Here is a 21477-nt window from a genome sequence, read left to right on the forward strand (position 1 = left end):
GTAATTCTGTGGGATTTCCCTCCCCCCCGGCTCCTCTCCCACGCTGTGGGAGAGGGGAGTCAGTGGATTTCCGGGCCAACTCTCCCAAAGCCTCGGGCGAGAGGGGTGGGTTGGTCAATCCCTTTTCTTAATCTCCGGATGCCTGCAATTTCTGTGAATTCTTTAGAGAAAGTTTAGAAGAAAGGAAACTTGAAGAAGAAAGGTTGAGTATGCTTAAAGTTAAAGATATTGAAACCTATTACGGTAGCATTCAGGCCTTAAAAGGGATCTCCCTGGAGGTCAACGAAGGAGAAGTTGTAACCTTACTTGGAAGCAATGGGGCCGGGAAAAGCACAACCCTTAAAACCATCTCCCGTCTTCTCCGTCCGGTCAGGGGAACAATTGAATTTATGGGTGAACGTATCGATCCTTTGAAGCCCGAAGTCATTGTACAGAAGGGAATCGCCCATGTCCCGGAAGGAAGAAAAATCTTCCCCGGTTTGACCGTGCGAGACAATCTCATGTTGGGAGCTTCCGGACGGGTTGGTTTGAGTAAAGCTCAAATAGCCGAAGAAGCAGAGCGAATGCTGGAACTTTTCCCCGCACTTAAACCCTTTGCAGATAAATTGGGTTGGACCCTCAGTGGAGGTCAACAACAAATGCTGGCCATTGCCCGAGGCTTAATGGCCCATCCTAAACTTCTCTTGTTGGATGAGCCTTCCTTGGGTCTGGCTCCTGTACTTGTACAGGAAGTTTTTCATATCATTCGGGATATCAATACACGGGGCACCACCATTCTCCTCGTAGAACAGAATGCTTTTATGGCTCTTAAGGTAGCCCATCGGGGTTATGTGATGGAAACGGGAAAAATTGTCCTCCATGATCTGGCCACAAATCTACTCAATAACGAACAGGTAAAAAGAGCTTACCTGGGTACGACTAAAGCGGCTCGAAGGCAGGTTGTCGGATAGAAATTCTGAGCGGGCGGGTTCCTGTTAATGCTTTACACGGTAAGTGCAGGTAGTTCTTTTAAACTTCGGTAATCCTTTCTCTGTTTAATTCCGGCTAGGTAACCAACCTTCCGAAGTGCGCCGGAAATGTTGGATTGAAACGGCCCCGAAGGCCTCCTTTTCAGGATGCCAGCAGAAGCGTTCAACCATAATTTGCGGATGAGCTATACGAACCCTGTTGAAAGAGGGAGGTTCCCCCCGGCTGCGTGTAGAAGTGGCCGTTCCTGCCTGGATAATCAGAGCAGAATACCTGTTTGTTTTGTAACCTACAATGATATCGCCTACATGGCTTACATGGAGGTGACCGGCAAGAAAAATATCCACTCCGCATTTTGCCAGGATTTCCATAGCCCAACGTGAACGGCCGACCGATCTATATTTGTGATAACCTTCTGGTATCTCAAAAGGATGATGACTGACGAGGATTTTGACGATCTGAGTGCCTAGAGGAGCCAGGCGTTCCAGGATCCGCAGGATCTGTTCTTTGTTGATACGTCCTCTTTGGATCGTTAAGGAGCAGGCCGTGTTGATGCCCAGGATGGCTACCTCCTGGTTTACATAAAAGGGTTCCAGATCGTTGCTAATATAGCGATTATATTTGGAAAGCGGTTGAAAAAAGCGGGCAAAGAGGTTACCTAAAGGTATATCGTGATTCCCGGGAACAATAATCTGGGTAGGGGGAAGGAGGTCTAAAAAAGCCCGGGCCTCTTTGAACTCTTGGGTTCGAGCGCGCTGGGTGAGATCCCCGGATACAACGACCACCTCCGGTCGGATCTCTTCAACGGTTGTCCTGAGAGATTGCACAATAGCCGTATCTACACGACCGAAATGGAGGTCTGAAAGATGAACCAGTGTAAGCATCCTTGTTTTAATTGCTTTAGTTTTCTAGTTCTCCTTTACCTTTCGGTACCATAACTTGTAGCGCACGGGGCCGAATCTGGTAATGAAGTGGCATTTCCATCAAAATAATTTCCCCATCCACAGAAACGTACACATACTTCCGTCTCCGCTTCCTTCGTTGGGTACCGACCCAGACTTCTTTAACCAGGAGCTTATCTAAATCTTTTTCCTGGCGTAACCGTCCCAAAAGCAGCCTTAAAGCCAGGCGCAGAAGGCCCAATCGCCCGGTTTGGTGAGTTACATATAAACACAAATATCCCGCATTGAGACATCTACGGGATCCAATGTTAAGGCTTTCTATTTCATATTCGTTATTACCTACGAAAACAAAGGGGGTTGCTCGCTTGAATTCTTGATCGTCTGCGATCAGGCGGACATTGAAAAAAGGATAGCGATGAAACACCTTGAGTAATGCCCAAAAGAAGGCGACCCCTTTGCTCCATCCCCGTCGCCGATACCACTCCCGGTGACGTACCATATGCGGATAAATCCCTATACTGGAATTATTAACGAAGATATACCCGTTGACCTCCCCCACATCAATGCTGACCCTAGAACCTGAGATGAGGTTATCCACAGCCTGTTCAAGATCCAGCGGTATTTTTAAATCTTTGGCAAAGTGATTAAGTGTCCCCAGCGGAAGGATTCCCAGGATCTTATCGGTGCCGACCAGCATGGAGGCGACTGTATTGACCGTTCCATCACCCCCTCCGGCTACAACCATATCATAACCCTCACGAATTATCCGGTGGGTGATTTCCACCAGCTCTTCCCCGCTTTGGGCCAGGGAGATAGAGGCTTTGATATTTTTTGATTTAAATAGCTCGGTTACCTGTTCTATCTCTTTCCGTTTATCCTTAGAACCGGAAGAGTGATTGATAATGACTGCAATATGGGAAGGTGTCTGATTTGCCCCCATCCAGTTTTTCGAGCATCAAGAGGGTTGAAATTTCCAGAACCCTTTCCTGCGCCCAGACTCCTTAATTTTATCCTGAACCCTCTGGCCGATAAGTCCGAAAAGATTTATGAGATTTTTGATTCTGCATCCATTTTATATCCTGGCAAGACCCTCCTCCTCCTGGGGAAGGCAACGGAGCAAGAATTCTTTTTTCCCCGCACCCAACTGAAAATAATCTACCCTGTGAACCGGTTCAGGTCAAGCAAAAACTATCCCTCGTAACTGTAACAACTTAGAAGGTTAGCTCCAGGGGGTCACCTGGGGATAGCCCTTGGCATAGGCCAGGAGAAACTTATCCATCAAACGGGGACGTTTGACCTACTAAACCCCCATGGGGTGATCTGTTTAACAGGCCGCTCCTCAATTCCCCCCGCCCGTACATGGGGAGAAGGGGGGATATAGAGGAAAGGAGAGCTTCCTTCGGAGCTTGAAGAAAATTCTGAATGACTGAATCCCCCGACTTATGTCGGGGGCTACCCACGGTTCACCCCTGACGAGGCTTTTCATCCTAACCCGGTGTGTATGGGGGCCTGGGGGGTCTTCCACCTACTAAATGGATACAGATACCTATCCCTCATCGACTTGAAGATAGAAACAGATTACTCTTAGAAGACTGAAGAAAGGCAATGGATAGAGTTGGCTTTCTTTAAATAGGCTACTTCCCTGAGGCCTGAACCATTTTCCTTCCTTTGACCATAAGCGTTACTCCTACCGGAAAGCGGATCCATTTGAGTAAAAAGGCTTCCAGGTAAAGGAGAGAGGTCAAAAAAGCATTGAGGTAGGCCGGTGTGAAATGAAAATCCGAAATAGCTTCTTGATCTGTCTTTGCCGGACGTAAGAGGTTAACAGCTTTACGGAACAGGAAAATGGGTAGAACAAGGAAGGTATTGGCATAGGTAGCGTTTTCAACGATAAAACCGGCTTTTTCTAATTTTTGGCACAAATCCGATTCGGTGTATCGTCTTAAGACCTGTCCGGCCCGATCATGCTCGCCCCGGAGCCAGTTGAAGGCGGCTACCGTTAAAAAAACTTTTCCACCGGGTCGGCAAACCCGGTAATATTCCCGAAGGGCTTTCTCATCGTCGGGAACACAAACCAGGACATCATAGGACGTTATAAAATCAAAGGTTTCATCCCGGAAAGGAAGGTCCTCTACCGAGGCCTGAACGAGATTCTCCAGTTTACGAATTTTACAGAATTTAAGGGCCTCGGAAAATAAATCGATCCCAACAGTTTGGGGTTTTAAGCCTGTCTCCCAGGTCTGGCTCCCGATCTCCAAAAGGTGTTGCAATCGAGCACCCGTTCCGCATCCGGCATCGAGAATCTTTGCAGAGGTTTTGCAGTGAAAGAGCTCGGGGATAAGGGTATACGCTATTTTCCTCATTCCCCGGTACCACCAGTAAGTATCCTCCAGCTGGTACATGATTTCGTATTCGCGCAGATTCACGACCTTACCCCGACTTCTGATTCCCGGGTCCTTAGGATCTGGCGATCAAGGCAACTCCCAGGCAGATCAGTAAAACCCCTACCCATCGGATCCAGGATATTGATTCTCCTAAGACCCATTTTGAGGCCAGTACCACCAGGACGTAGCTTAAACTAACCATAGGGTAGGCGTAGCTCAAAGGAACTCTGGATAACACAACCAACCAGAGCAGGACACTTATTGCATATAATCCCAAAGCAAAGAGGACATAGGGATTGGTAAAAAGGGTGATATGAAAAGTCCAGGTAAGTAAGGCTTTGAAAGATATTTCACCGAAGGAGGATATGGCTTTCTTCATGGACAACTCACTAATAGACGCAAATACCACGGGAATCAGAATTAATCCAATAGGTTTCATAGGGTAAACAAAAGGATAATTTCTTGGATTCGCCTTAACGGATCAGATTCTTTCTGGCAAGAAAAGGTTTTAGACAGATTTTCCACCAGAGTTTAAGGACGGTGACACCTCCTTTAATGACCCGGTTTATAACAAAGACCTGAGATCTTCCACAAACCCGGTGATAATGATTGACTGGGACCTCTTTGAAAACAAATCCGGCATTTTGAAGCTTTTTCACCATTTCCACGCAGATAGCCCCATCATCGGATTCCAGTTCGATTTTATCGAATACCTCCCGTCGGATAAGACGAAAGTCGCAATCTACATCTCTGACCTTTAATCGGAAAAGGTTTTTTACTACGATATAATAAATTTTACCCAGGATAATTCGATAAAAAGGATCGTGCCGTTGGATTTTATATCCGTTCACGATATCGACCCCATCGACCATCTCAGGGGCCAAGAGGGCCAATTCTCGAGGATCGTACTGACCGTCTCCATCGGTATAGAAAATAAAATCCTTGGTAGCATGGGCGAAACCAGATCGAAGGGCACCTCCATATCCTTTGTTTTGGGTATGGTAAATGACTTTAAGGTTTTTATAGTGGGTTTTCAGTTCTTCCAAAATTTCCCGACTAAAATCCTTACTGGCATCATCAACGACAATCACTTCATAGTCATCGGTCAGGGAACGAAGGGTTTTAAAAGCAGAAACAACAAGACTTGCGATAGTTCCTGCATCGTTATAGCAGGGGAAGAAAACCGAAATGCTGGAAAGCCGTTTATTTTTGTCCGTCATTGTCCGTTGTCCGTTGTCCGTTGTCCGTTGTCCATGGGTAGAGTTATCCGGTAAGGGAGATCTACCTCTTCGTAACGGACAACGGACAAGAACTACGAACAATTAGAAAAGAGCATAAATAAAAGGAGCTACCGCCGAACCTTCTGTAAGGATAATCAGTAAACCCAATCCAAGGAGCATAAATACAATAGGGCCTAACCACCATTTTTTTCGCTCTCTCAGGAAGAGCCAGAACTCAGAGAGGAGAGATAATTTACTCATCTGTGGATTATCCATTGTCCATTGTCTGTTGGAAATTGCCCGTATGGAGGAGGGAGCAACAGACAGCAGAGAGTGGATTAAAACATTCGTTCATACTTTACCTTATCCTTGGAATTTTTTTCTCTTTTTTTCCAATAAGTCAAACCAGAATCCGACCCGGTTCCGGGTTGGGGAAATTTTTGATCCAGCAGATCTTTTCCCATGAGTCTCAACATCAGTCCAATAGGGGTAAAGATCAGGAAAAAGATGAGACCCAGGATGAGATGGGTGTTAATCCAGCCCAAAATCAAAGCCAGGGCCATCCAGACTTTGTGGATGGGTTTAAGAAGTTCTGGAAGAAGAAGACCCAGAATCAGAAACAGGCCTCCCATTCCCCAAAACCCCAGGTATTTACCGCTTCCCTTGTAAAGGGCCAAACTCCCCAGAAGTCCCAGGACGATGGCAAGGGTTATTCCGAATTTACGGAGATCTTTATGATCTGATCTTATTTTTTTTATTTCTTCTAATAAGACTCTCAATCCAGTTCGAACTCCTTTTTCCAATCGATATCTTTTTCCAGGGGTTTCTGCTCACGTTTGTCCAGCAAGAAACTACCCATGGCAAGGTAATCGATATTAGTCCGCATAAAGCAAGTATAGGCTTCTTCCGGTCGGCATACAATGGGTTCCCCTCGAACATTGAAAGAGGTGTTGATGATAACAGGACAACCGGTCTTTTCATAAAATTTATGAATTAAATCATAGTAGAGGGGATGGTCTTCTCGATTAACCGTTTGGATCCTTGCCGAGTAATCTACATGGGTAATGGCTGGCACCGAAGAACGAACCACATTTAACTTATCGATTCCCCAAAGTTTTTGTTCTTCTTCGGTCATTTTCCTCCGATGGGTTTCCTTGACCGGTGCTACCAACAGCATATAAGGGCTTTCCCGGTCCAGCTCAAAATAATCCGAGACTTTATCCAATAAGACACTGGGGGCAAAGGGTCTAAACCCTTCCCGGAATTTAATCTTGATATTCATCTCCGCCTGCATTTTAGGTGATCGGGCATCACCTAAGATACTTCGGGAGCCTAGGGCCCGGGGTCCAAATTCCATACGTCCTTGGAACCATCCCACGACCTTTTCTTTGGCGATAAGATCCGAAACCACATCGATCAATTCCTCTCGACTCAGGCGTTTGTAGGGTATCTGACGGCTCTTCAGAAACTTCTCAATGGCTTCATCGGAGTAAGCCGGCCCCAGATAAGAGCCTTTCTGGAAGTCTTTTTTCCCATCGGGTTTTCGTTCATTTCCCAGATATTTATACCAGACAAACAGGGCCGCACCCAGAGCCCCTCCGGCATCCCCGGCGGCAGGTTGTATCCAGATATTCTCAAAGGGACCTTCCCGCAAGATAAGCCCGTTACCAACACAGTTTAAGGCGACTCCTCCGGCCAGACAGAGATTTTTCTGCCGGGTAACTTTGTGAACATGTCGGGCCATCCGGAGCATAGTTTCTTCGGTGACCACCTGGATGGACCGGGCCAGATCCATTTCCTTTTGGGTCAACTTTGTCTCCGGTCCCCGCGGAGGTCCTCCAAAAAGCTTGTGAAACTTTTCATTGGTCATGGTCAATCCGGCACAGTAATCAAAATACTCCATATTCAGCTTGAAAGATCCATCTTCTTTCAAATCCATCAACTTGGTTAAAATTAAATCTACATATTTGGGCTCTCCATAAGGAGCCAGTCCCATCACTTTATATTCGCCGGAGTTGACCTTAAAACCTGTATAATAGGTAAAAGCCGAGTATAAAAGTCCTAACGAGTGAGGAAATCGAATTTCATACTCCAATTCAAAATCATTCCCACAACCGACTCCGAAACTGGTTGTGGTCCATTCCCCGACCCCGTCCATGGTCAAAATAGCTGCCTCTCTAAAGGGAGAAGGATAAAAGGTGCTGGCAGCATGGGATTCATGATGCTCGGGAAAGATGATTTTCCCCTCATATCCCAGTTCTTTCTTGATAAGATCGGGAATCCAAAGCTTTTGTTTGATCCAGAGAGGAGCAGCCTTCATAAAAGACCGGATTCCAAAAGGGGCATAAGCCAGATAAGTTTCCAAAATACGCTCAAACTTGAGTAAAGGCTTATCGTAGAAACCGATAAAATCCAGATCTTTTACCGTAATTCCGGCCTCTTCCAGACAATAATCAATAGCATGCCGGGGAAATCTATGATCATGTTTCTTGCGGGTAAAGCGCTCTTCTTGAGCCGCGGCTATAATTTCTCCATCTCGTATTAAACAGGCCGCACTATCGTGATAAAAACAGGATATACCTAGGATATACATAACTGTTTCACATCCTACCTTCCCGTATGGGAATCAAAGGGGTAATAAATCCATACAAAAGAAAAACTCACAAGCTTTGGGCCGTTGATCGTAGATTTTACAGCTCGCGGGCTTTTCCTCGGTTCTCGGAATCAAGTAAGGACAGGGTATCCCTTCCGGTTTGTAGGTTCCATCCGGTAGTTTAACTCGCAGAGCAATGCAACAGATCCCACATCGAATACAGGCTTCATCGGGTACACCCGGTATCATAATCCCCTTTTTTCAAACCCCCTGGGTTTTAAAGAAGTCCAGACTTTCCTTTATCGTTCATATCTGAAAAGAATAGCTTGGGGTCACTTTCCTGTCAAGCTTTAATTCATGGGGATTCAATTTTCAAAAAAAATTTTATAATTGTTAATTTTCACTTTGACTTTTTCTCAAATTGTAATATTTAACAAAACGACGTTCAATATCCATAAATATGGTGGGTTTATGTTTAATTCTTCACTAAATTAGCTTAAAAAATCCCAAAGGGAATGAAAGGAGAAATATCATGAAGACTTTTTTAAATTTAACCCAAAAGAGGAAATGGTTAAATGCAGTAATTTTCATACTTCCGTTTAACTTGAGCTTACTTATTTTCTTTGGTTATCATCCCCCGGCATGGGCTCAACCCTTTCCAACCCACTCCGGCCCCATAGATATTACCCCGAACGGTAATTTTGTATTTATGGTAAATCCGGATAACAACAGTTTTTCCATTTTCAATACCCTCACTAACACAAGGGTTGGGAATCCAATCCCGGTTGGCACAGAGCCCCAAAGCGTTGCCATTCATCCTGGCGGTATCAGAGCTTATATTACCAATATGGTCGATGGAACCGTCTCGGTTTTTCGGATAAATCAAAACACAGGGGCTGTCCAGTTTTGCAAGACGGTGAAAGTAGGTACCGAACCTTATGGAGTGGCCGTTACCCCCAATGGAGCTTTTCTTTATGTGGCCAATGCTTCATCCAATGATGTGACCGTTATTGATACCAGTGCAGATTTTAGTCCTGTCTGTAACGCTGCCAGTAATCCTGTAGTTACCACAATTCCTGTAGAGAACGACCCAAGGGGAATTGCCATTACCGCCGATAGTTTCAAAGTCTATGTCACGCATTTCTTTGCTCAACTCCGACCCGGTAGAACCCCCTATGATGAAGGACGGGATGACAGTAAAGAAGGGCGGGTTACCCTCATTTCGACCCTTTTTCAGAGGGTTGAAAAAACCATTGCCCTGGCTCCTTTACTGGATACCGGGTTTAGGGCAGATGGATCGACCATCAATCGAATTCCTTGTAGTGTGACGGGTTGTATACCTCCGGCTGGAGGAGGGTTACCTACGGGGGCATTTCCCAATTTGATGCAAAGCATTACCATCAATCCTTTCTTCAACAGGGCTTATCTGCCCAATACCGGAGCTTCTCCCGATGGTCCGGTGCGGTTTAATGTCAACGTTCAGAGTTTTCTTTCGGTATTCGATACGGTTTTAGACCAGGATTCGAGTCAGACGATTAACATGAACAGTGGGATCCAGAATGAGAGTGAAACCACCCGATTGTTTCCTACAAATCCCTTTGCCATCGCCTTTAAACGCTCAAACCCAAGCGAAGGTTATGTTACGGCGAAGGCTATTAATCAGATTATACGGGTTAATCTGGACCCAAGCGGAACTCCCACGATTAATGCCCCAAACCCGGTCAGGGTTAATGTGGGAAAGGATCCCCGGGGAATTGTTATCCATCCCGATGATACAAAGGCCTATGTCATGAACTATATCTCCAGGAACCTGACGGTGGTTGATATTTCCGGTGCAACACCTGGTGTGATTACGACCATTGATCAGCCCGATCTCCTCCCAACCCCGGGCTCATTCGAAGAGTTTGTTCATCGCGGAAAGGAGTTATTTAATACCTCTGTTGGACCGGCAGGAACCGCTCCCCAATCGGATCCACCGGCCGGCCGAATGTCCAGTGAAGGATGGGGATCTTGTTTTTCATGCCATGAAGATGGCCGTACCGACAATGTAACCTGGATGTTTGCAGATGGACCTCGCCAGGCCATTTCCATGGATGCTACCTTTGATCCCCATGATTACACCAAACAGCGTGTACTGAACTTCTCGGCCACCCGAGATGAGGTGCAGGATTTTGAGTTGAATATTCGAGGCGTATCGGGAGGACAGGGCCTGATCACGGATGGGCAACCGGTACTTAACTTAACACCTACAGCTAATTCTGGAAGAAGCTTGGATCTGGATGCCATTGCTACCTTCATACAACTGGGAGTCCGATCTCGCATAGCTCCGCCGGTACCCAAGAGCGCCCAAAAGGCTGTGACCAAAGGCCGACAGGTTTTTCAAGATGCAGGCTGTGTAGTCTGTCACAGTGGCGGTGACTGGACCAGTAGTATCCGTGATTTTACACCCCCTCCGTCCGGAGAACCTATCCTCGATACCCAACTTATCCGGTTCCTGAGCAGAGTAGGAACGTTTGATATTGACCTCTTTGGGGATGGTAGAGGGAATGAGATCCGAGCCAATACCGTCGGCTTCAATCAACAGGCACGGGGACTGGATGGTTTTAATCCGCCTTCACTATTGGGGGTTTTTGCTACGGCGCCTTATTTCCATAACGGATCAGCCCGTACCTTGGAACAGGTTATCGTTGGAACTCCCCGACATCCAGGAGATGTGCACGTGGTACCGGATCCCAGGGATCGAATTCCACTTATTGCCTTCCTTAGGACCATTGACGAAAAGACTGCGCCTTTCCAGCAACAGAGTCCTGTACCTCCGGCTCCTACCCCTGCTCCGGTAACAAACTTCAGGGCAACCCTGAGCGGTGGAAACGAGGTACCTCCCGTGACCACCAATGCCACGGCAGCCGCTACCTTTACTTTGCAGGGGACCACGGTTAGCTATCGAATTGATGTAACCAACCTGGGCGGTCCCGGCAATGATATAACTGCCGCGCATATCCACTCCGGTGCAACCGGAGTTAACGGGCCTATTCGGGTGACCTTATTACCGGCACCGGTCACGGGCCTGACAGCTCCTCTCACGGGAGTCCTGGTTCAGGGAACCTTCACCTCGGCAGACGTTCAGGGAATCACCTTCGATCAATTGATAACGGAAATGCGTAACGGAACCGCTTATGTTAATATTCATACCACCGTGAACCCGAACGGTGAAATCCGAGGCCAGGTTCAACTACAGCCATAAAATCATGCTTCCTCACCCCCTCCCACCCCTTCCCTCCCTGTGAGCGGGGAGGGAAGGGGTGGGAGCATAAGCGCCAGGATAAGGATAAAAAGCCTCGTTAGGGGCGAACCGTGGGTAGCCCCCGACGCAAGTTGGGGGTTTCAGTCATAGGGAGGAACAGATAAAAGGAGGGGTATCCTAGATCTCAGAACGGGCTCTGATGCGGAATTCCTCGAGGATGGCCTGAAGTTCCAAGGTTGATTCGGGCCGTATATCAGAAGCCGGAAGCCATAGGTAAAAAGCAGCAGGCCAGAGGCAGTGGATCCGGAACAGGATAACACATAAAGGGATGAGTCCCTGCCTCTTGGTCCTTACCTTGTAAAGGATTAAGTCTCCGGGAAAAGATTAAAGCTGATTGGAAACTCCATCAATCCCCTTAATCCTAATCCGACCGCAATACTCCATAGCGAGTTATCTTCCTCTACTTCTCCCCGGGTTTCGATTTTGTTAAATGGATTCACTTTGATTACAGGTACGTTTAGACGTCTTTCAAGATACTTATCCAGATTCTTTAACCGACTCCCACCCCCCATCAACACAAGAGCTTGAGGAGTGACCAGGTCGGGATGATCGACATAGTAAGAAATCTTGAAAGATCGCTCGGTTTCGATAATCAATTGATCTAGAATAGGTTCTAATGCGTAATAGATCTCCCTGGCCGTCTCATCAGTTTCCCCTGGAGTGAGGGCAATTCCTGGGTTTATTTCCATGGCTGCGGCTCTTTCCCAGTCAAGATCCAGCTTGTCTTTAATGGCAGTCACGACCGTATCTCCCCCGATGGGGATATCCCGGCTAAAGCGAAGGAGTTCTTCCTTCAAAAGAGTTATGGTGGTAGTCGTCGCACCTATATCCATAAGGGCGATAGTCTCCCTGGAACTCGGATTGTAGTTATACAGGTAACAATTTATCTGGGCAATGGGAATGATTTCTAATATCCTGGTACTAAAGTCTCCTGCCTTCAGGATAGAAGTATATTGCTCCAAAAGATCCTTTCTTAAGGCAACCAGAAGTATTTGTGCTTTTTTATTTAGAAGCTTCTTTTGAAGATGGTAAGAGAAGGTAATGTCTTTAGGAGGAAAGGGAAGGAGTTTTCGCACCTCAGATTCTAAAGCTTTGTGAATTTGCTCAGGATCTGAGGTAGCCAGTTGAATATATTTTAAGGTAATTTGACTTTTCGGCATACCTAATACTACGGTAGATGCCGAGAAGGGGTTCTCGGGTTGGGGTAGTCCGGTAAGGTGACCCCGAAGAATCCCTTGAATAAAAGCCGGGATCTCTTCAAATTGTTGGGGAGTCTCAACCTTGAGTTTGCGACCGAGCTCGATTTTCTTACCGGATTTTCGGAGTTCCACCAGCTTGGTATAACGAGAACCGATATCTAAACCAAGGACTGTAGATAAATCTAGTGCCATAGGCATATCCTTTCCGGATGAGTGGTTAAAGGATAAACGGTTATTCTTTTATTAAAGTAGATTCCAGGAAAAAAAGCAATAAAAATTCTCAAACTTCATAAATTTCTTATAAAAGATGCTTTACAAATCGATAAAAATAAATATACTTCCTTGCTGAATCTGATTTTTATACTTTTTTAAGTGATAAAGAATCTGTCCTCGCTCCCCGCAATGGGAACCGAAGCCCACAGGGAGGGAGATGGTTTCATTCCTATTGCCGGTGGCAAGGACCTGTTTAAAGTATCCTTCTCAACTTGAGAAAGTCTTATAGAAGGAGTCCCTGTTGGGTTTTAGGAAAAAGAAAAGGGGAAAGGCTATGAGAAAAGCCACTTTAAGAGAACTTTTAAGCCGGGAGCAAATTTTAGTGGTTCCGGCTTCCTTTGATATGGTTTCCGGCAAGGTCATCGAACAGGCAGGTTTTGAAGCCGTTTACCTCTCAGGGTATGGCCATACGGCATCGCACCTGGGCCTTCCCGATGCAGGCTTGATCTCTTTTGCAGAAATGGTGGAACGGGTCCACAATTTGGCCCGGTCGGTAAATATTCCCGTGGTGGCCGATGGAGATACCGGATTTGGGAATGCCATCAATGTACGCCGGACGGTTCAGGAATATGAATGGGCGGGGGCGCAAGCCATTCAAATCGAAGATCAAGAAATACCTAAAAAATGCGGACATACCTCTGGCAAACGCCTCATCGATGCAAAGGAAATGGCCTTAAAGGTAGAAGCAGCTGTAAACTCAAGGCAAAGCGACGACTTTCTGATTATTGCCCGAACAGATGCCGTTACCGTAACAGGAATTGAGGATGCTATTTACCGTGGACAACTCTATGAGAAGGCGGGAGCCGATATTATTTTTGTCGAATCTCCTACCACGTTAGAGGAATTGAAACGGGCCGGAGGATCTTTTAAAGTTCCCACCATGGCCAATATGGTTGAAGGAGGAAAAACCCCTTTGGTCTCCAACCAGGAATTACAATCCTTCGGATTTAAGTTGGTTGCCTATCCCGTTACACTCCTCCTGGCCTCCATCACAGCCATGAAAAGAGCTCTCGCCGTTCTAAAAGAAAAAGGAACCACGAAAGAGCTGGTTGAAGAAATGATTCGCTTTAAGGAATTAGATGAACTCATAGGATTCCCAGAAGTTCGAGCCTGGGAAGCTCGATATTCTCTTTAATCTATTGTCCATTGTTATACCTCCCACAGGAAGAACAGAGGACAAGGATAATTGAGAACAAAAACCAGATGCAGGTTTCTTTCAAATTGGTAAAGATCGTGATGGGTGTTTGGATTCTCCTTTTAATGGGAATTCCGGGTAGGGAAGGGTTTAAGATCTTCTCCTATTTTAACACCCAGGCTCCGGCGGGAAATGTCTCTGCAGATTATAAACGGCAAACTATGGACAACAGCCAGCAGAGAACAGACAACGAGTTATTGCAACGGTTAGGTAAGGGATGGATCAGTACTATCCAATATGCGCCAGACGGTAAGTATGTTGCCGTAGCGACATCCATAGGAATAGAATTACGGGATCCGATTACTTTGGCAGAAGTTAAGATGCGATTAGGCATGCCCCTACAGGGGCATACCGGACCTATTGGATCCCTCGCTTTCAGCCCCGACGGATCTATTTTAGCTTCTGGAGGATATGATAAAACCATTATTCTTTGGAAAACTGAAACCGGAGAGAAATTAGCAACCCTTCATGGGCATCAGAATTGGGTTACCGCTCTTGCCTTTAGTAAGGATGGAACTTTACTGGCTTCCGGGAGCTATGATGAGACGGTTATTCTTTGGGATTTAAAAGCCGGGGTTAGACAGGCTTCACCCCTTAGAACGCTCCGGGGCCATCGAGGTCATGTACTGTCGGTGGCTTTTAACCCGGCCCGTACTTTGCTGGCTTCCGGCGGTTCAGATCATCAGGTGATTTTATGGGATCTGAAAGCCCTGACCGATTCGAAACCTGCCGTGGCCGATGACCGGCAATTTTCCCACAAAATTCTGTCGGGCCATCAAGAAGCCATTCAGTCCCTGGCTTTTAACCCGGAGGGATCTTTATTAGTCTCTGGAAGCGATGATGCCAGCGTGATTTTATGGGATGTTAAAAAAGGGGAAAAGATCCAGGTGATTCGAGATCATCAAGACGCTGTAAAATCGGTTGCTTTTAATCCCGCCGGAACTTTTTTAGCTTCCGGAAGTTTTGATGGAACCGTGCGGCTTTGGAGTATTTCCCAATTGGGCCGTGAACCTGCCGCTGCATCGAAAACCCTCCAGAGTCCGGCCCATCATATCTGGTGGGTGACTTTCAGCCCGGACGGTCATTTCCTGCTCTCAAGCAGCGCTGAAAATAGGCTCGTCCGATGGGATCTCCAAAATGGAGATGTGGCCCACTCTACCCCTACGGTAGTATGGGATCATACCTCTCCCCTTTGGTCCTCGGCCATAAGCCAGAAGACTTTAGCCCTGGCAGGCGATAATGGGATGTTGGAGCTATGGAACCTGACCTCGGTCCTCCAGCCGGGGGAGAAGAATGGAAAAAGGGAAGAAAAAAGTGAAAGCCTACGTAACTCTGAACCTTCCCGTTCTTCTTTACAGGGTCATCTGGGTGCTGTGAGAACCGTCGCCTTTAACCGAGAAGGTACCCTGCTGGCTTCAGGCGGAGAGGATAAACAGATTATCCTCTGGGATGCCCAAAATGGCGTGAAACAGCGGGTATTGGAGGGACATGGGGGTTCTGTCCTAAGGCTTGCTTTCAGCCCGGATGATGCTTTTCTGGCATCCGGTGGAGACGATCAGATGATCTTCCTGTGGGATCTTCAGACCGGAGAGAAGGTAAAAACCTTATGGAACCAAAGCCAGGATGTTTTGACCCTTGTTTTTAGTCCCGATGGAAAAGTTTTAATATCAGCAGGCTCCGATGGAACCATTATATTTTGGGATATAGAACAGGGAGAGCCTATCCATACCCTGACAAGACCCGGCAACTGGATGAGTTCCCTGGCCTTGAGTCCAGATGGGGAACTTTTGGCTATAGGGAATCTGGATAACTCGGTAACCCTCTGGAGTATTTCCGATAACCGGGAGGTGAGAACCCTCCGGGGGCCTACAGGTCCCATTTGGAGTCTGGCTTTCAGTCCGGACGGATCCCGGTTAGCAGGCGCCGGTTCAGATTCCATCATCTTCCTCTGGACCGTGAACGAAGGCCAGCTCTTCAAAACCTTAAGAGGTCATACCAGTTGGGTTAATTGCCTGAGTTTTAATCAGGATGGCTCTTTGTTAATATCCGGGAGTTTTGATGGAACTGCTCTGATATGGAGAATAGACAGGCCGGAAACACTACAAAGCAAAGGACTGGAAGCTGGATTCGGTAAGCCGAAAGCCGAACGTGGTGAAACGAAAAAACAGAAACCCCTGACTTCCATCCAACGTTCTTCCGGTGAAAAAGTAGAGCTCCGGGATCGGTCCTCCGATTCAACCGAAGTCACCCCGGGCTTACAGAATCCGAAAACGGAACCGGAAGAGAAAAACAAAGACAAAGTAACCCCATCCCCTAAAGATAAAGCAATTTCCCCTCCATCCCCCTCTAAAGTAGAGGAAGTGGATAAAGAAAAGTCCGATAAGGCGGAGAAAATCAAAGCAGACCCTGAAAGTATTTTTCAAAAATGGTATGAGCTTGGCCTTGCGCGGATGGCCCAAAGGAGATGGGAGAGTGCTATTGAGAATTTAAAGCGGGCTTTGGAAGTGAAACAGGTTGAAGAAGTCAAAGAAAAGCTTAAGGAAGCTATCCATCACCGATGGTATGATTTAGGGATGGAGCGGATGAAACAAAAACGATGGGAGGATGCCATAGAAAATTTTAACCTTGCCTTAAGTACCCTGGATACCCCGGAGTCTAGAAAAGGACTTCAGGAAGCCAGTTATCATAAATGGTACGAAGCCGGCCTTAGTCAGGCAGAACGAGGCTTATGGTCCCAGGCAGGAGCCAGCTTTACCCTGGCCTTGGGCTTTTTAGATACCGAAGAAGCCCGTACCCATTTGAGGGAGGTCCGATATGCCCAATGGTACCAGACAGGACTCGAGCAGGTTAGCCGGGAACAATGGGCACGAGCCAGGGAGAGTTTTAGGTTGGCCCTCCAGGAGAAGGATACCGAAGAAGCTCGACGCCAGCTTCAACAGGCCATTATAAATCAAAATTATCAGGAAGGACAGATCCGGCTTCAACAACAAAACTGGAGCCAGGCCATCGCCTACTTTACCCAGGCCCTATCTGAGTTGAAAAATTCCCAATTCCCAATTCCCGATTCTGCCCTTCAAGTCCAGAAGCTCCAGGTAAACCTCTATTATGCTCAGGGCTCTCTTGCCATGGATCAGCAGGATTGGACAGAAGCCAGGAAACTCTTTGAGAAAGCCCTGGAAGTAGATCCCCATCATTCAGATGCCCGCAGGAAGCTGAACCAGATCGTTTCCTTCATAACCCGGCAGAAACAAGAACAGATTCAGCCGCTACTGCGTTTAGGGGAAGAAAAGCTAAAAGAATGGGACTGGGATGCTGCAAGAACTTACTTCTTAAAAGCCTGGGAGATAAATCCTGCCGACCTCGAGATCTCGCAAAAGCTCGAAGAGGTAGCAACAGGCCTTCGATATTGGGAAGAAGATCAGCAACGAGAACGTCAACTCCTACGTGCTCAACAGGAACACCAGATGCGCAGCCTTTTAGAAAAAGAAATCCATCGAAAGAATCTGATCCGATATACCGTCATCGGCTTGGGAATCCTGGGAAGTCTTCTCCTTGTCCTTATCTTAAGAAAGAAGAAATCTTTCGATTCACTTACCCAGAGTAAAATTCTGGAAGCGGCTTTTTATAAAACTTTGGGTCGATATGCTAAAGCGGCCGAGATTTATCAGAGGATGCTGGAAAAGGATCTTTCCACGGACTCCCAGCAGACGGATAAGCTTTGGATTTATCCCCTGTTGGCAGACCTTTATATCAAAATGGGAAGACAGGATGAGGAAGCCGCAAAGGTTTATGATCGTGCTTTATCTTTAGGCTTTACCCATCCGGAAGCCATAATCCCGGTCTCTTACCGTTACCTGAGAAACTTCAAGATCAGCGAGCGGGCCCTCTGGGTTTTTGAAAACGCGCTGAAAATAGATCCTTATAATCGGACCCTGTTAAATGCCATCCTCCTTAAAGCCTGGGTCCTTCTCCCGGAAAATCCCGGCCATTTCAGATTTTTGTCTCTTTTTCTAAAAGCCTGTGAGAAAACAAATACCCTGGCTATGGGGATTGACTTCCTCCGTGAAATCATCCCCATAGATCCTTCTTTTACAGATCTTTACTTGAAGTTAGCGGACCTGTTCTGGGCAAAGGGAAAACCTCTTCTTGCCAAGGAGTATCTGACCCTTGCTTATAAGTTCAACAAGAACGCCCCATCGACTTCCAAGAAAGGGAATGTACCATCCCATACCTTGGGTGTTATCCTCGATAAACTGGAAGCTATCTATCGCCTTCTAACAACAGAAAATGGTCAGGCTCCGGCTGCCCATTATCAATTGGGATTGTTATATATGAAACAGGGAAAGATCCGTAAAGCCATCCGGGAGTTCAGGAAGATTCACAAAATTCCCCAATGGAGAGAGCGATCTCGAAATAAGCTCATGGAATGCTGGAATACTTTAGGGGCAACCCGAATACTCCTTTCCTTAAGACCTTCGAACCTTAAGATTCGCTTCTATACCTCGATGGGGGCCTGGGACAGGGTCATCCGGGTTTATGAGCGACTTCTGAGCAAGAATCCCAAGAAGGTATGGATTTTTCCCCGGTTAAGTGCCCTTTATCTTAAAACAGGTCGTTTTCATGCCAGGGCTTTCTGGGTCCATCATAAGGCCCTTTCCCTGGATCCAGAACTGCGAGACCCTGCCTTACTTTTGGCTAACTATTACCTTCAGAGAAGAATGACCGGTCCAAGGACTATCTGGGTCTATGAAAGGGCACTGGAATTTCAACCTGATAATGTGGAACTTCTTAGTCTTTTGCTGGAAGCTTATTTAAAAGCCGATGAAGCAGAATATAGAATACGGGAGGATCATCTAAGCAAGGAGCAGGCAATGGTAACCATCAGTAAGCGCCTGTATCGCCTGGGCCATCGTAGTAAACGCGTTTATCAGATCTTAAGTCGAAGTTGTCTGAAACATCAACGTATAGATCGAGAAGCCATGCACATCTATCAGAATGCCCTTCAATACGAACCTGATAATCAAAGGCTGAGGGACATGATAGACAGGGTTCGATCCTTGCAAGAAGAAACCCTGGCACTCTGGGAAAGTCATGGATAAATTGTATGGCAGGGGCAGGTTTTTTCTAACCTAACCCCTTTCCCGAGTCGGGAAGGGGGAACTCGGGAATGGCCTGGATCCCCTCGTTCCCCGCCCCACCCCTTACTCCCAACCCCTTCTGAAACTTCAGGAGAAGGGAGGCCTAGGCGCCAGGATAAGCTGAAAAGCCCCGTCAGGGGTGAACTGTGAGTAGCCCCGGACGCAAGTCGGGGGTTTCAGTCATTCAGAATTTTCTTCAAGCCCCCAGGGAAGCCCCCCTTTCCTCTATATTATATCCTCCCCTTTCCCCCCATGCGGGGGGAATTGAGGAGCGGCCTGTGAAACAGGTTGCCCCGCCGAGGCTAACCTTCTTATCCTGGCACGTATGGGAAAGGGGGTTGAGGCAGGCGATGTTTCAAAGTAGAAGCGGTATTATTTCGGGATAATGTGGACTGCTGTTGCTTTAAAGGTAGCCAGGATAGAGCGTCCTTCCTTTAAGTTTAGCGCTTCCACGGACTGTTTGGTTACAAACGAGGTTAACGGAAATCCACAATCCAAAACTACTTTATAATATAGGCCCTGGGGTACTACCCTCAGGATACGCCCTTTTATCCGGTTTCTGGCGCTGGAAGTGATTTTTTCTTGCCGAAGAAGGGTAGACTCTTTCTCCTCCCTATCTTCGGATCTCCAGGTTCCCGGGTCCCTTTCCAGGGTCTCCAGGGTAACCTGCTCAGGTCTCAAACAGACCAGAACATCTTCCCCGACCCGAAGGTTGCCGATAGTTTCAATGGTGTGGCCTTCTGAGATCTTCACCAGAAAAGTTCCTTCCCTTCCTCCTATGACTTTGCCGGGTAGAACCGTCTCGATACCCACAAAAGCGGCTACTGTTTCATTGATGGGATGATTAAAAACCTCATCGGTTCTACCCATCTGGAGGATTTTCCCACGGTCTATAATGGCAACCCGATCTGCCAATCTAAGGACTTCAGAGCGATCATGGGTCACCAGGATCGTGGTTGTATGGGTTTCCCGGAGGATATGTTCAAGATCTTCGATAAGAGCTTCTCGGGAAGGAGAATCTAAAGCTGCAAAGGGTTCGTCCAGGAAGAGGATTTGGGGATTTAGAACGAAGGCGCGTGCCAGGCTGGTTCGTTGTGCTTCACCTCCTGACAGGGTTCTGGCCGAGCGATTCGCCAAATGGGAAATACCCAAACGTTCCAGCCACATAAAAACCTTTTCGTAGATCTCATGCCGGGAGACTCTCCTTAGTTTCAAGCCGGAAGCAACATTCTCGAAGACGGTGGTATCAAATAAAAGCGGCTCTTGAAAAACGACCGCCAGAGATCGCCGTAATGGGAGGAGATTCTTTTTATAATCAACCGGCAAACCTTTAAAGAAGACGGTTCCTTCATGGGGGGATTGGAGGAAGGCCAGAACCTGAAGCAGGGTCGTTTTCCCGGCTCCATTAGGTCCGAGAAAAGCCAGGGTTTCTCCCATCTCTACCTGAAGTTTAGGAACATCCAGAATCGTTTGTTGATCTCCCAGAACTTGTAGATTTCTGACTTCTAGAATAACTTCTTTCACGGAGGAGTCCAGAGTCAGAAGCCCGAAGTTCTCCGAACTTCGGGCTTCCAACGCTTAGGGGCTTATTTGGGTCTGTCTCGCTGTTGGAGGAATGTCAGGGTCAGGTTTACACTAAAGGTTAAGAGGAAAAGCAGAATACTCAAGGCAATAGCCATACCGAATTCGCCTTTACTGGTCTCCAATACCGTAGCCGTTGTCAGTACCCGGGTTTGTCCCTTGATATTTCCTCCTACCATCATCGAAGCGCCAACCTCTGAGATAACCCCTCCAAAACCGGCCATAACGGCTGCCAGTAGGGGGAGCCTGGCTTCCTTTAAGAGAAGCCAGACCATCTGGCAACGGGAGGCCCCGAGGGCAAGGATTTGTAAACGTAGTTTGGGGTTAAGATGCTGGATGGCCGCTATGGTTAATCCGGCCATAATGGGGGTTGCAAGGATAGTCTGGGCTATCACCATTGCCGTAGGGGTATAGAGCAGGTGAAAGAATCCTAAGGGTCCATTTCGCCAAAGTAAAATTGTAACAAACAATCCTACCACCACGGGGGGGAGACCCATACCGGTATTAATCAAGGTAATCCATAAGCGGCGACCGGGGAAGCGACTTAAAGCCAGAAAAGTACCTATAGAAACTCCCAGAATCAAACTACCTATTGTTGCCAATCCAGAAACCCGAAGGGAAAGCCATGTAATCTCCCATACTTCTGGGTCCCGGTGTATTAAAAGCTCGAAGGCTTTCCGAATTCCCTCCCAAATTAAATCCACACGCCTACACCCCCATCC

Annotated in this window: 16 protein-coding genes; 4 read left to right on the forward strand and 12 right to left on the reverse strand. The window is 47.1% G+C overall.

Features of this window, described 5'->3' with window-relative positions:
• Positions 1–209: 209 nt before the first annotated feature.
• The gene (locus VNM22_00655) at positions 210–950 is read left to right on the forward strand and encodes an ABC transporter ATP-binding protein (GenBank protein HWP45643.1); all 741 of its coding nucleotides are present in this window, start codon (positions 210–212) and stop codon (positions 948–950) included.
• An 84-nt stretch (positions 951–1034) separates the two neighbouring features.
• Here VNM22_00655 and VNM22_00660 read toward each other — a convergent pair whose 3' ends face one another.
• The 9 genes from VNM22_00660 to VNM22_00700 form a co-directional block, all read right to left on the reverse strand.
• Positions 1035–1850 (reverse strand): metallophosphoesterase, encoded by an 816-nt coding sequence (locus tag VNM22_00660; GenBank protein ID HWP45644.1) that lies wholly within the window; start codon positions 1848–1850, stop codon positions 1035–1037.
• A gap of 16 nt (positions 1851–1866) precedes the next feature.
• Positions 1867–2808, reverse strand: coding sequence for a diacylglycerol kinase family protein (locus VNM22_00665; GenBank protein ID HWP45645.1), 942 nt, complete (start codon positions 2806–2808; stop codon positions 1867–1869).
• A gap of 694 nt (positions 2809–3502) precedes the next feature.
• Positions 3503–4270, reverse strand: coding sequence for a class I SAM-dependent methyltransferase (locus VNM22_00670; GenBank protein ID HWP45646.1), 768 nt, complete (start codon positions 4268–4270; stop codon positions 3503–3505).
• Between the two features lie 55 nt (positions 4271–4325).
• Positions 4326–4631, reverse strand: a complete 306-nt coding sequence (locus VNM22_00675) for an EamA family transporter (GenBank protein HWP45647.1) — start codon at positions 4629–4631, stop codon at positions 4326–4328.
• Between the two features lie 94 nt (positions 4632–4725).
• Positions 4726–5472 carry a glycosyltransferase family 2 protein gene (locus VNM22_00680; protein HWP45648.1) on the reverse strand — a complete coding sequence of 249 codons (747 nt, stop codon included), beginning with the start codon at positions 5470–5472 and terminating at the stop codon, positions 4726–4728.
• 102 nt (positions 5473–5574) lie between these two features.
• On the reverse strand, positions 5575–5733 hold the full coding sequence (locus tag VNM22_00685) for a DUF5989 family protein (protein HWP45649.1): 159 nt from the start codon (positions 5731–5733) through the stop codon (positions 5575–5577).
• Positions 5734–5810: 77 nt separating this feature from the next.
• Positions 5811–6251, reverse strand: a complete 441-nt coding sequence (locus VNM22_00690) for an SxtJ family membrane protein (protein ID HWP45650.1) — start codon at positions 6249–6251, stop codon at positions 5811–5813.
• Positions 6248–8065 (reverse strand): carbamoyltransferase, encoded by a 1818-nt coding sequence (locus tag VNM22_00695; GenBank protein HWP45651.1) that lies wholly within the window; start codon positions 8063–8065, stop codon positions 6248–6250. Before VNM22_00695 ends, VNM22_00690 begins: the two co-directional genes overlap by 4 nt.
• 33 nt (positions 8066–8098) lie before the next feature.
• Positions 8099–8314: a hypothetical protein gene (locus tag VNM22_00700; GenBank protein ID HWP45652.1), complete on the reverse strand. Its 216-nt coding sequence runs from the start codon at positions 8312–8314 to the stop codon at positions 8099–8101.
• A gap of 283 nt (positions 8315–8597) precedes the next feature.
• Here VNM22_00700 and VNM22_00705 point away from each other — a divergent pair, with 283 nt between their 5' ends.
• Complete coding sequence (locus tag VNM22_00705; GenBank protein ID HWP45653.1) at positions 8598–11309, forward strand: CHRD domain-containing protein; 2712 nt, start codon at positions 8598–8600, stop codon at positions 11307–11309.
• Between the two features lie 365 nt (positions 11310–11674).
• Here VNM22_00705 and pilM read toward each other — a convergent pair whose 3' ends face one another.
• Positions 11675–12760, reverse strand: coding sequence for a type IV pilus assembly protein PilM (pilM, locus tag VNM22_00710; GenBank protein HWP45654.1), 1086 nt, complete (start codon positions 12758–12760; stop codon positions 11675–11677).
• A 355-nt stretch (positions 12761–13115) separates the two neighbouring features.
• Here pilM and VNM22_00715 point away from each other — a divergent pair, with 355 nt between their 5' ends.
• Together VNM22_00715 and VNM22_00720 are read left to right on the forward strand one after the other, a co-directional pair.
• On the forward strand, positions 13116–13976 hold the full coding sequence (locus VNM22_00715) for an isocitrate lyase/phosphoenolpyruvate mutase family protein (GenBank protein HWP45655.1): 861 nt from the start codon (positions 13116–13118) through the stop codon (positions 13974–13976).
• 68 nt (positions 13977–14044) lie between these two features.
• Positions 14045–19135 carry a tetratricopeptide repeat protein gene (locus VNM22_00720; protein HWP45656.1) on the forward strand — a complete coding sequence of 1697 codons (5091 nt, stop codon included), beginning with the start codon at positions 14045–14047 and terminating at the stop codon, positions 19133–19135.
• A gap of 411 nt (positions 19136–19546) precedes the next feature.
• On the opposite strand, the gene VNM22_00725 is transcribed toward VNM22_00720, so the two are convergent.
• The gene (locus VNM22_00725) at positions 19547–20698 is read right to left on the reverse strand and encodes an ABC transporter ATP-binding protein (GenBank protein HWP45657.1); all 1152 of its coding nucleotides are present in this window, start codon (positions 20696–20698) and stop codon (positions 19547–19549) included.
• Between the two features lie 62 nt (positions 20699–20760).
• Positions 20761–21459, reverse strand: coding sequence for an ABC transporter permease (locus VNM22_00730; GenBank protein HWP45658.1), 699 nt, complete (start codon positions 21457–21459; stop codon positions 20761–20763).
• Positions 21460–21477 lie beyond the last annotated feature (18 nt).

The sequence above is a fragment of the Candidatus Limnocylindrales bacterium genome (assembly GCA_035559535.1).
Lineage (GTDB): Bacteria > Moduliflexota > Moduliflexia > Moduliflexales > JAUQPW01 > JAUQPW01.

Bases quoted from the DNA above. Each gene is read 5' to 3' on its own strand.
- VNM22_00655 (HWP45643.1), top strand. From the start codon at position 210: ATGCTTAAAGTTAAAGATATTGAAACCTATTACGGTAGCATTCAGGCC.
- VNM22_00660 (HWP45644.1), bottom strand. From the start codon at position 1,850: ATGCTTACACTGGTTCATCTTTCAGACCTCCATTTCGGTCGTGTAGAT.
- VNM22_00665 (HWP45645.1), bottom strand. From the start codon at position 2,808: ATGGGGGCAAATCAGACACCTTCCCATATTGCAGTCATTATCAATCAC.
- VNM22_00670 (HWP45646.1), bottom strand. From the start codon at position 4,270: ATGTACCAGCTGGAGGATACTTACTGGTGGTACCGGGGAATGAGGAAA.
- VNM22_00675 (HWP45647.1), bottom strand. From the start codon at position 4,631: ATGAAGAAAGCCATATCCTCCTTCGGTGAAATATCTTTCAAAGCCTTA.
- VNM22_00680 (HWP45648.1), bottom strand. From the start codon at position 5,472: ATGACGGACAAAAATAAACGGCTTTCCAGCATTTCGGTTTTCTTCCCC.
- VNM22_00685 (HWP45649.1), bottom strand. From the start codon at position 5,733: ATGAGTAAATTATCTCTCCTCTCTGAGTTCTGGCTCTTCCTGAGAGAG.
- VNM22_00695 (HWP45651.1), bottom strand. From the start codon at position 8,065: ATGTATATCCTAGGTATATCCTGTTTTTATCACGATAGTGCGGCCTGT.
- VNM22_00700 (HWP45652.1), bottom strand. From the start codon at position 8,314: ATGATACCGGGTGTACCCGATGAAGCCTGTATTCGATGTGGGATCTGT.
- VNM22_00705 (HWP45653.1), top strand. From the start codon at position 8,598: ATGAAGACTTTTTTAAATTTAACCCAAAAGAGGAAATGGTTAAATGCA.
- pilM (HWP45654.1), bottom strand. From the start codon at position 12,760: ATGGCACTAGATTTATCTACAGTCCTTGGTTTAGATATCGGTTCTCGT.
- VNM22_00715 (HWP45655.1), top strand. From the start codon at position 13,116: ATGAGAAAAGCCACTTTAAGAGAACTTTTAAGCCGGGAGCAAATTTTA.
- VNM22_00720 (HWP45656.1), top strand. From the start codon at position 14,045: ATGCAGGTTTCTTTCAAATTGGTAAAGATCGTGATGGGTGTTTGGATT.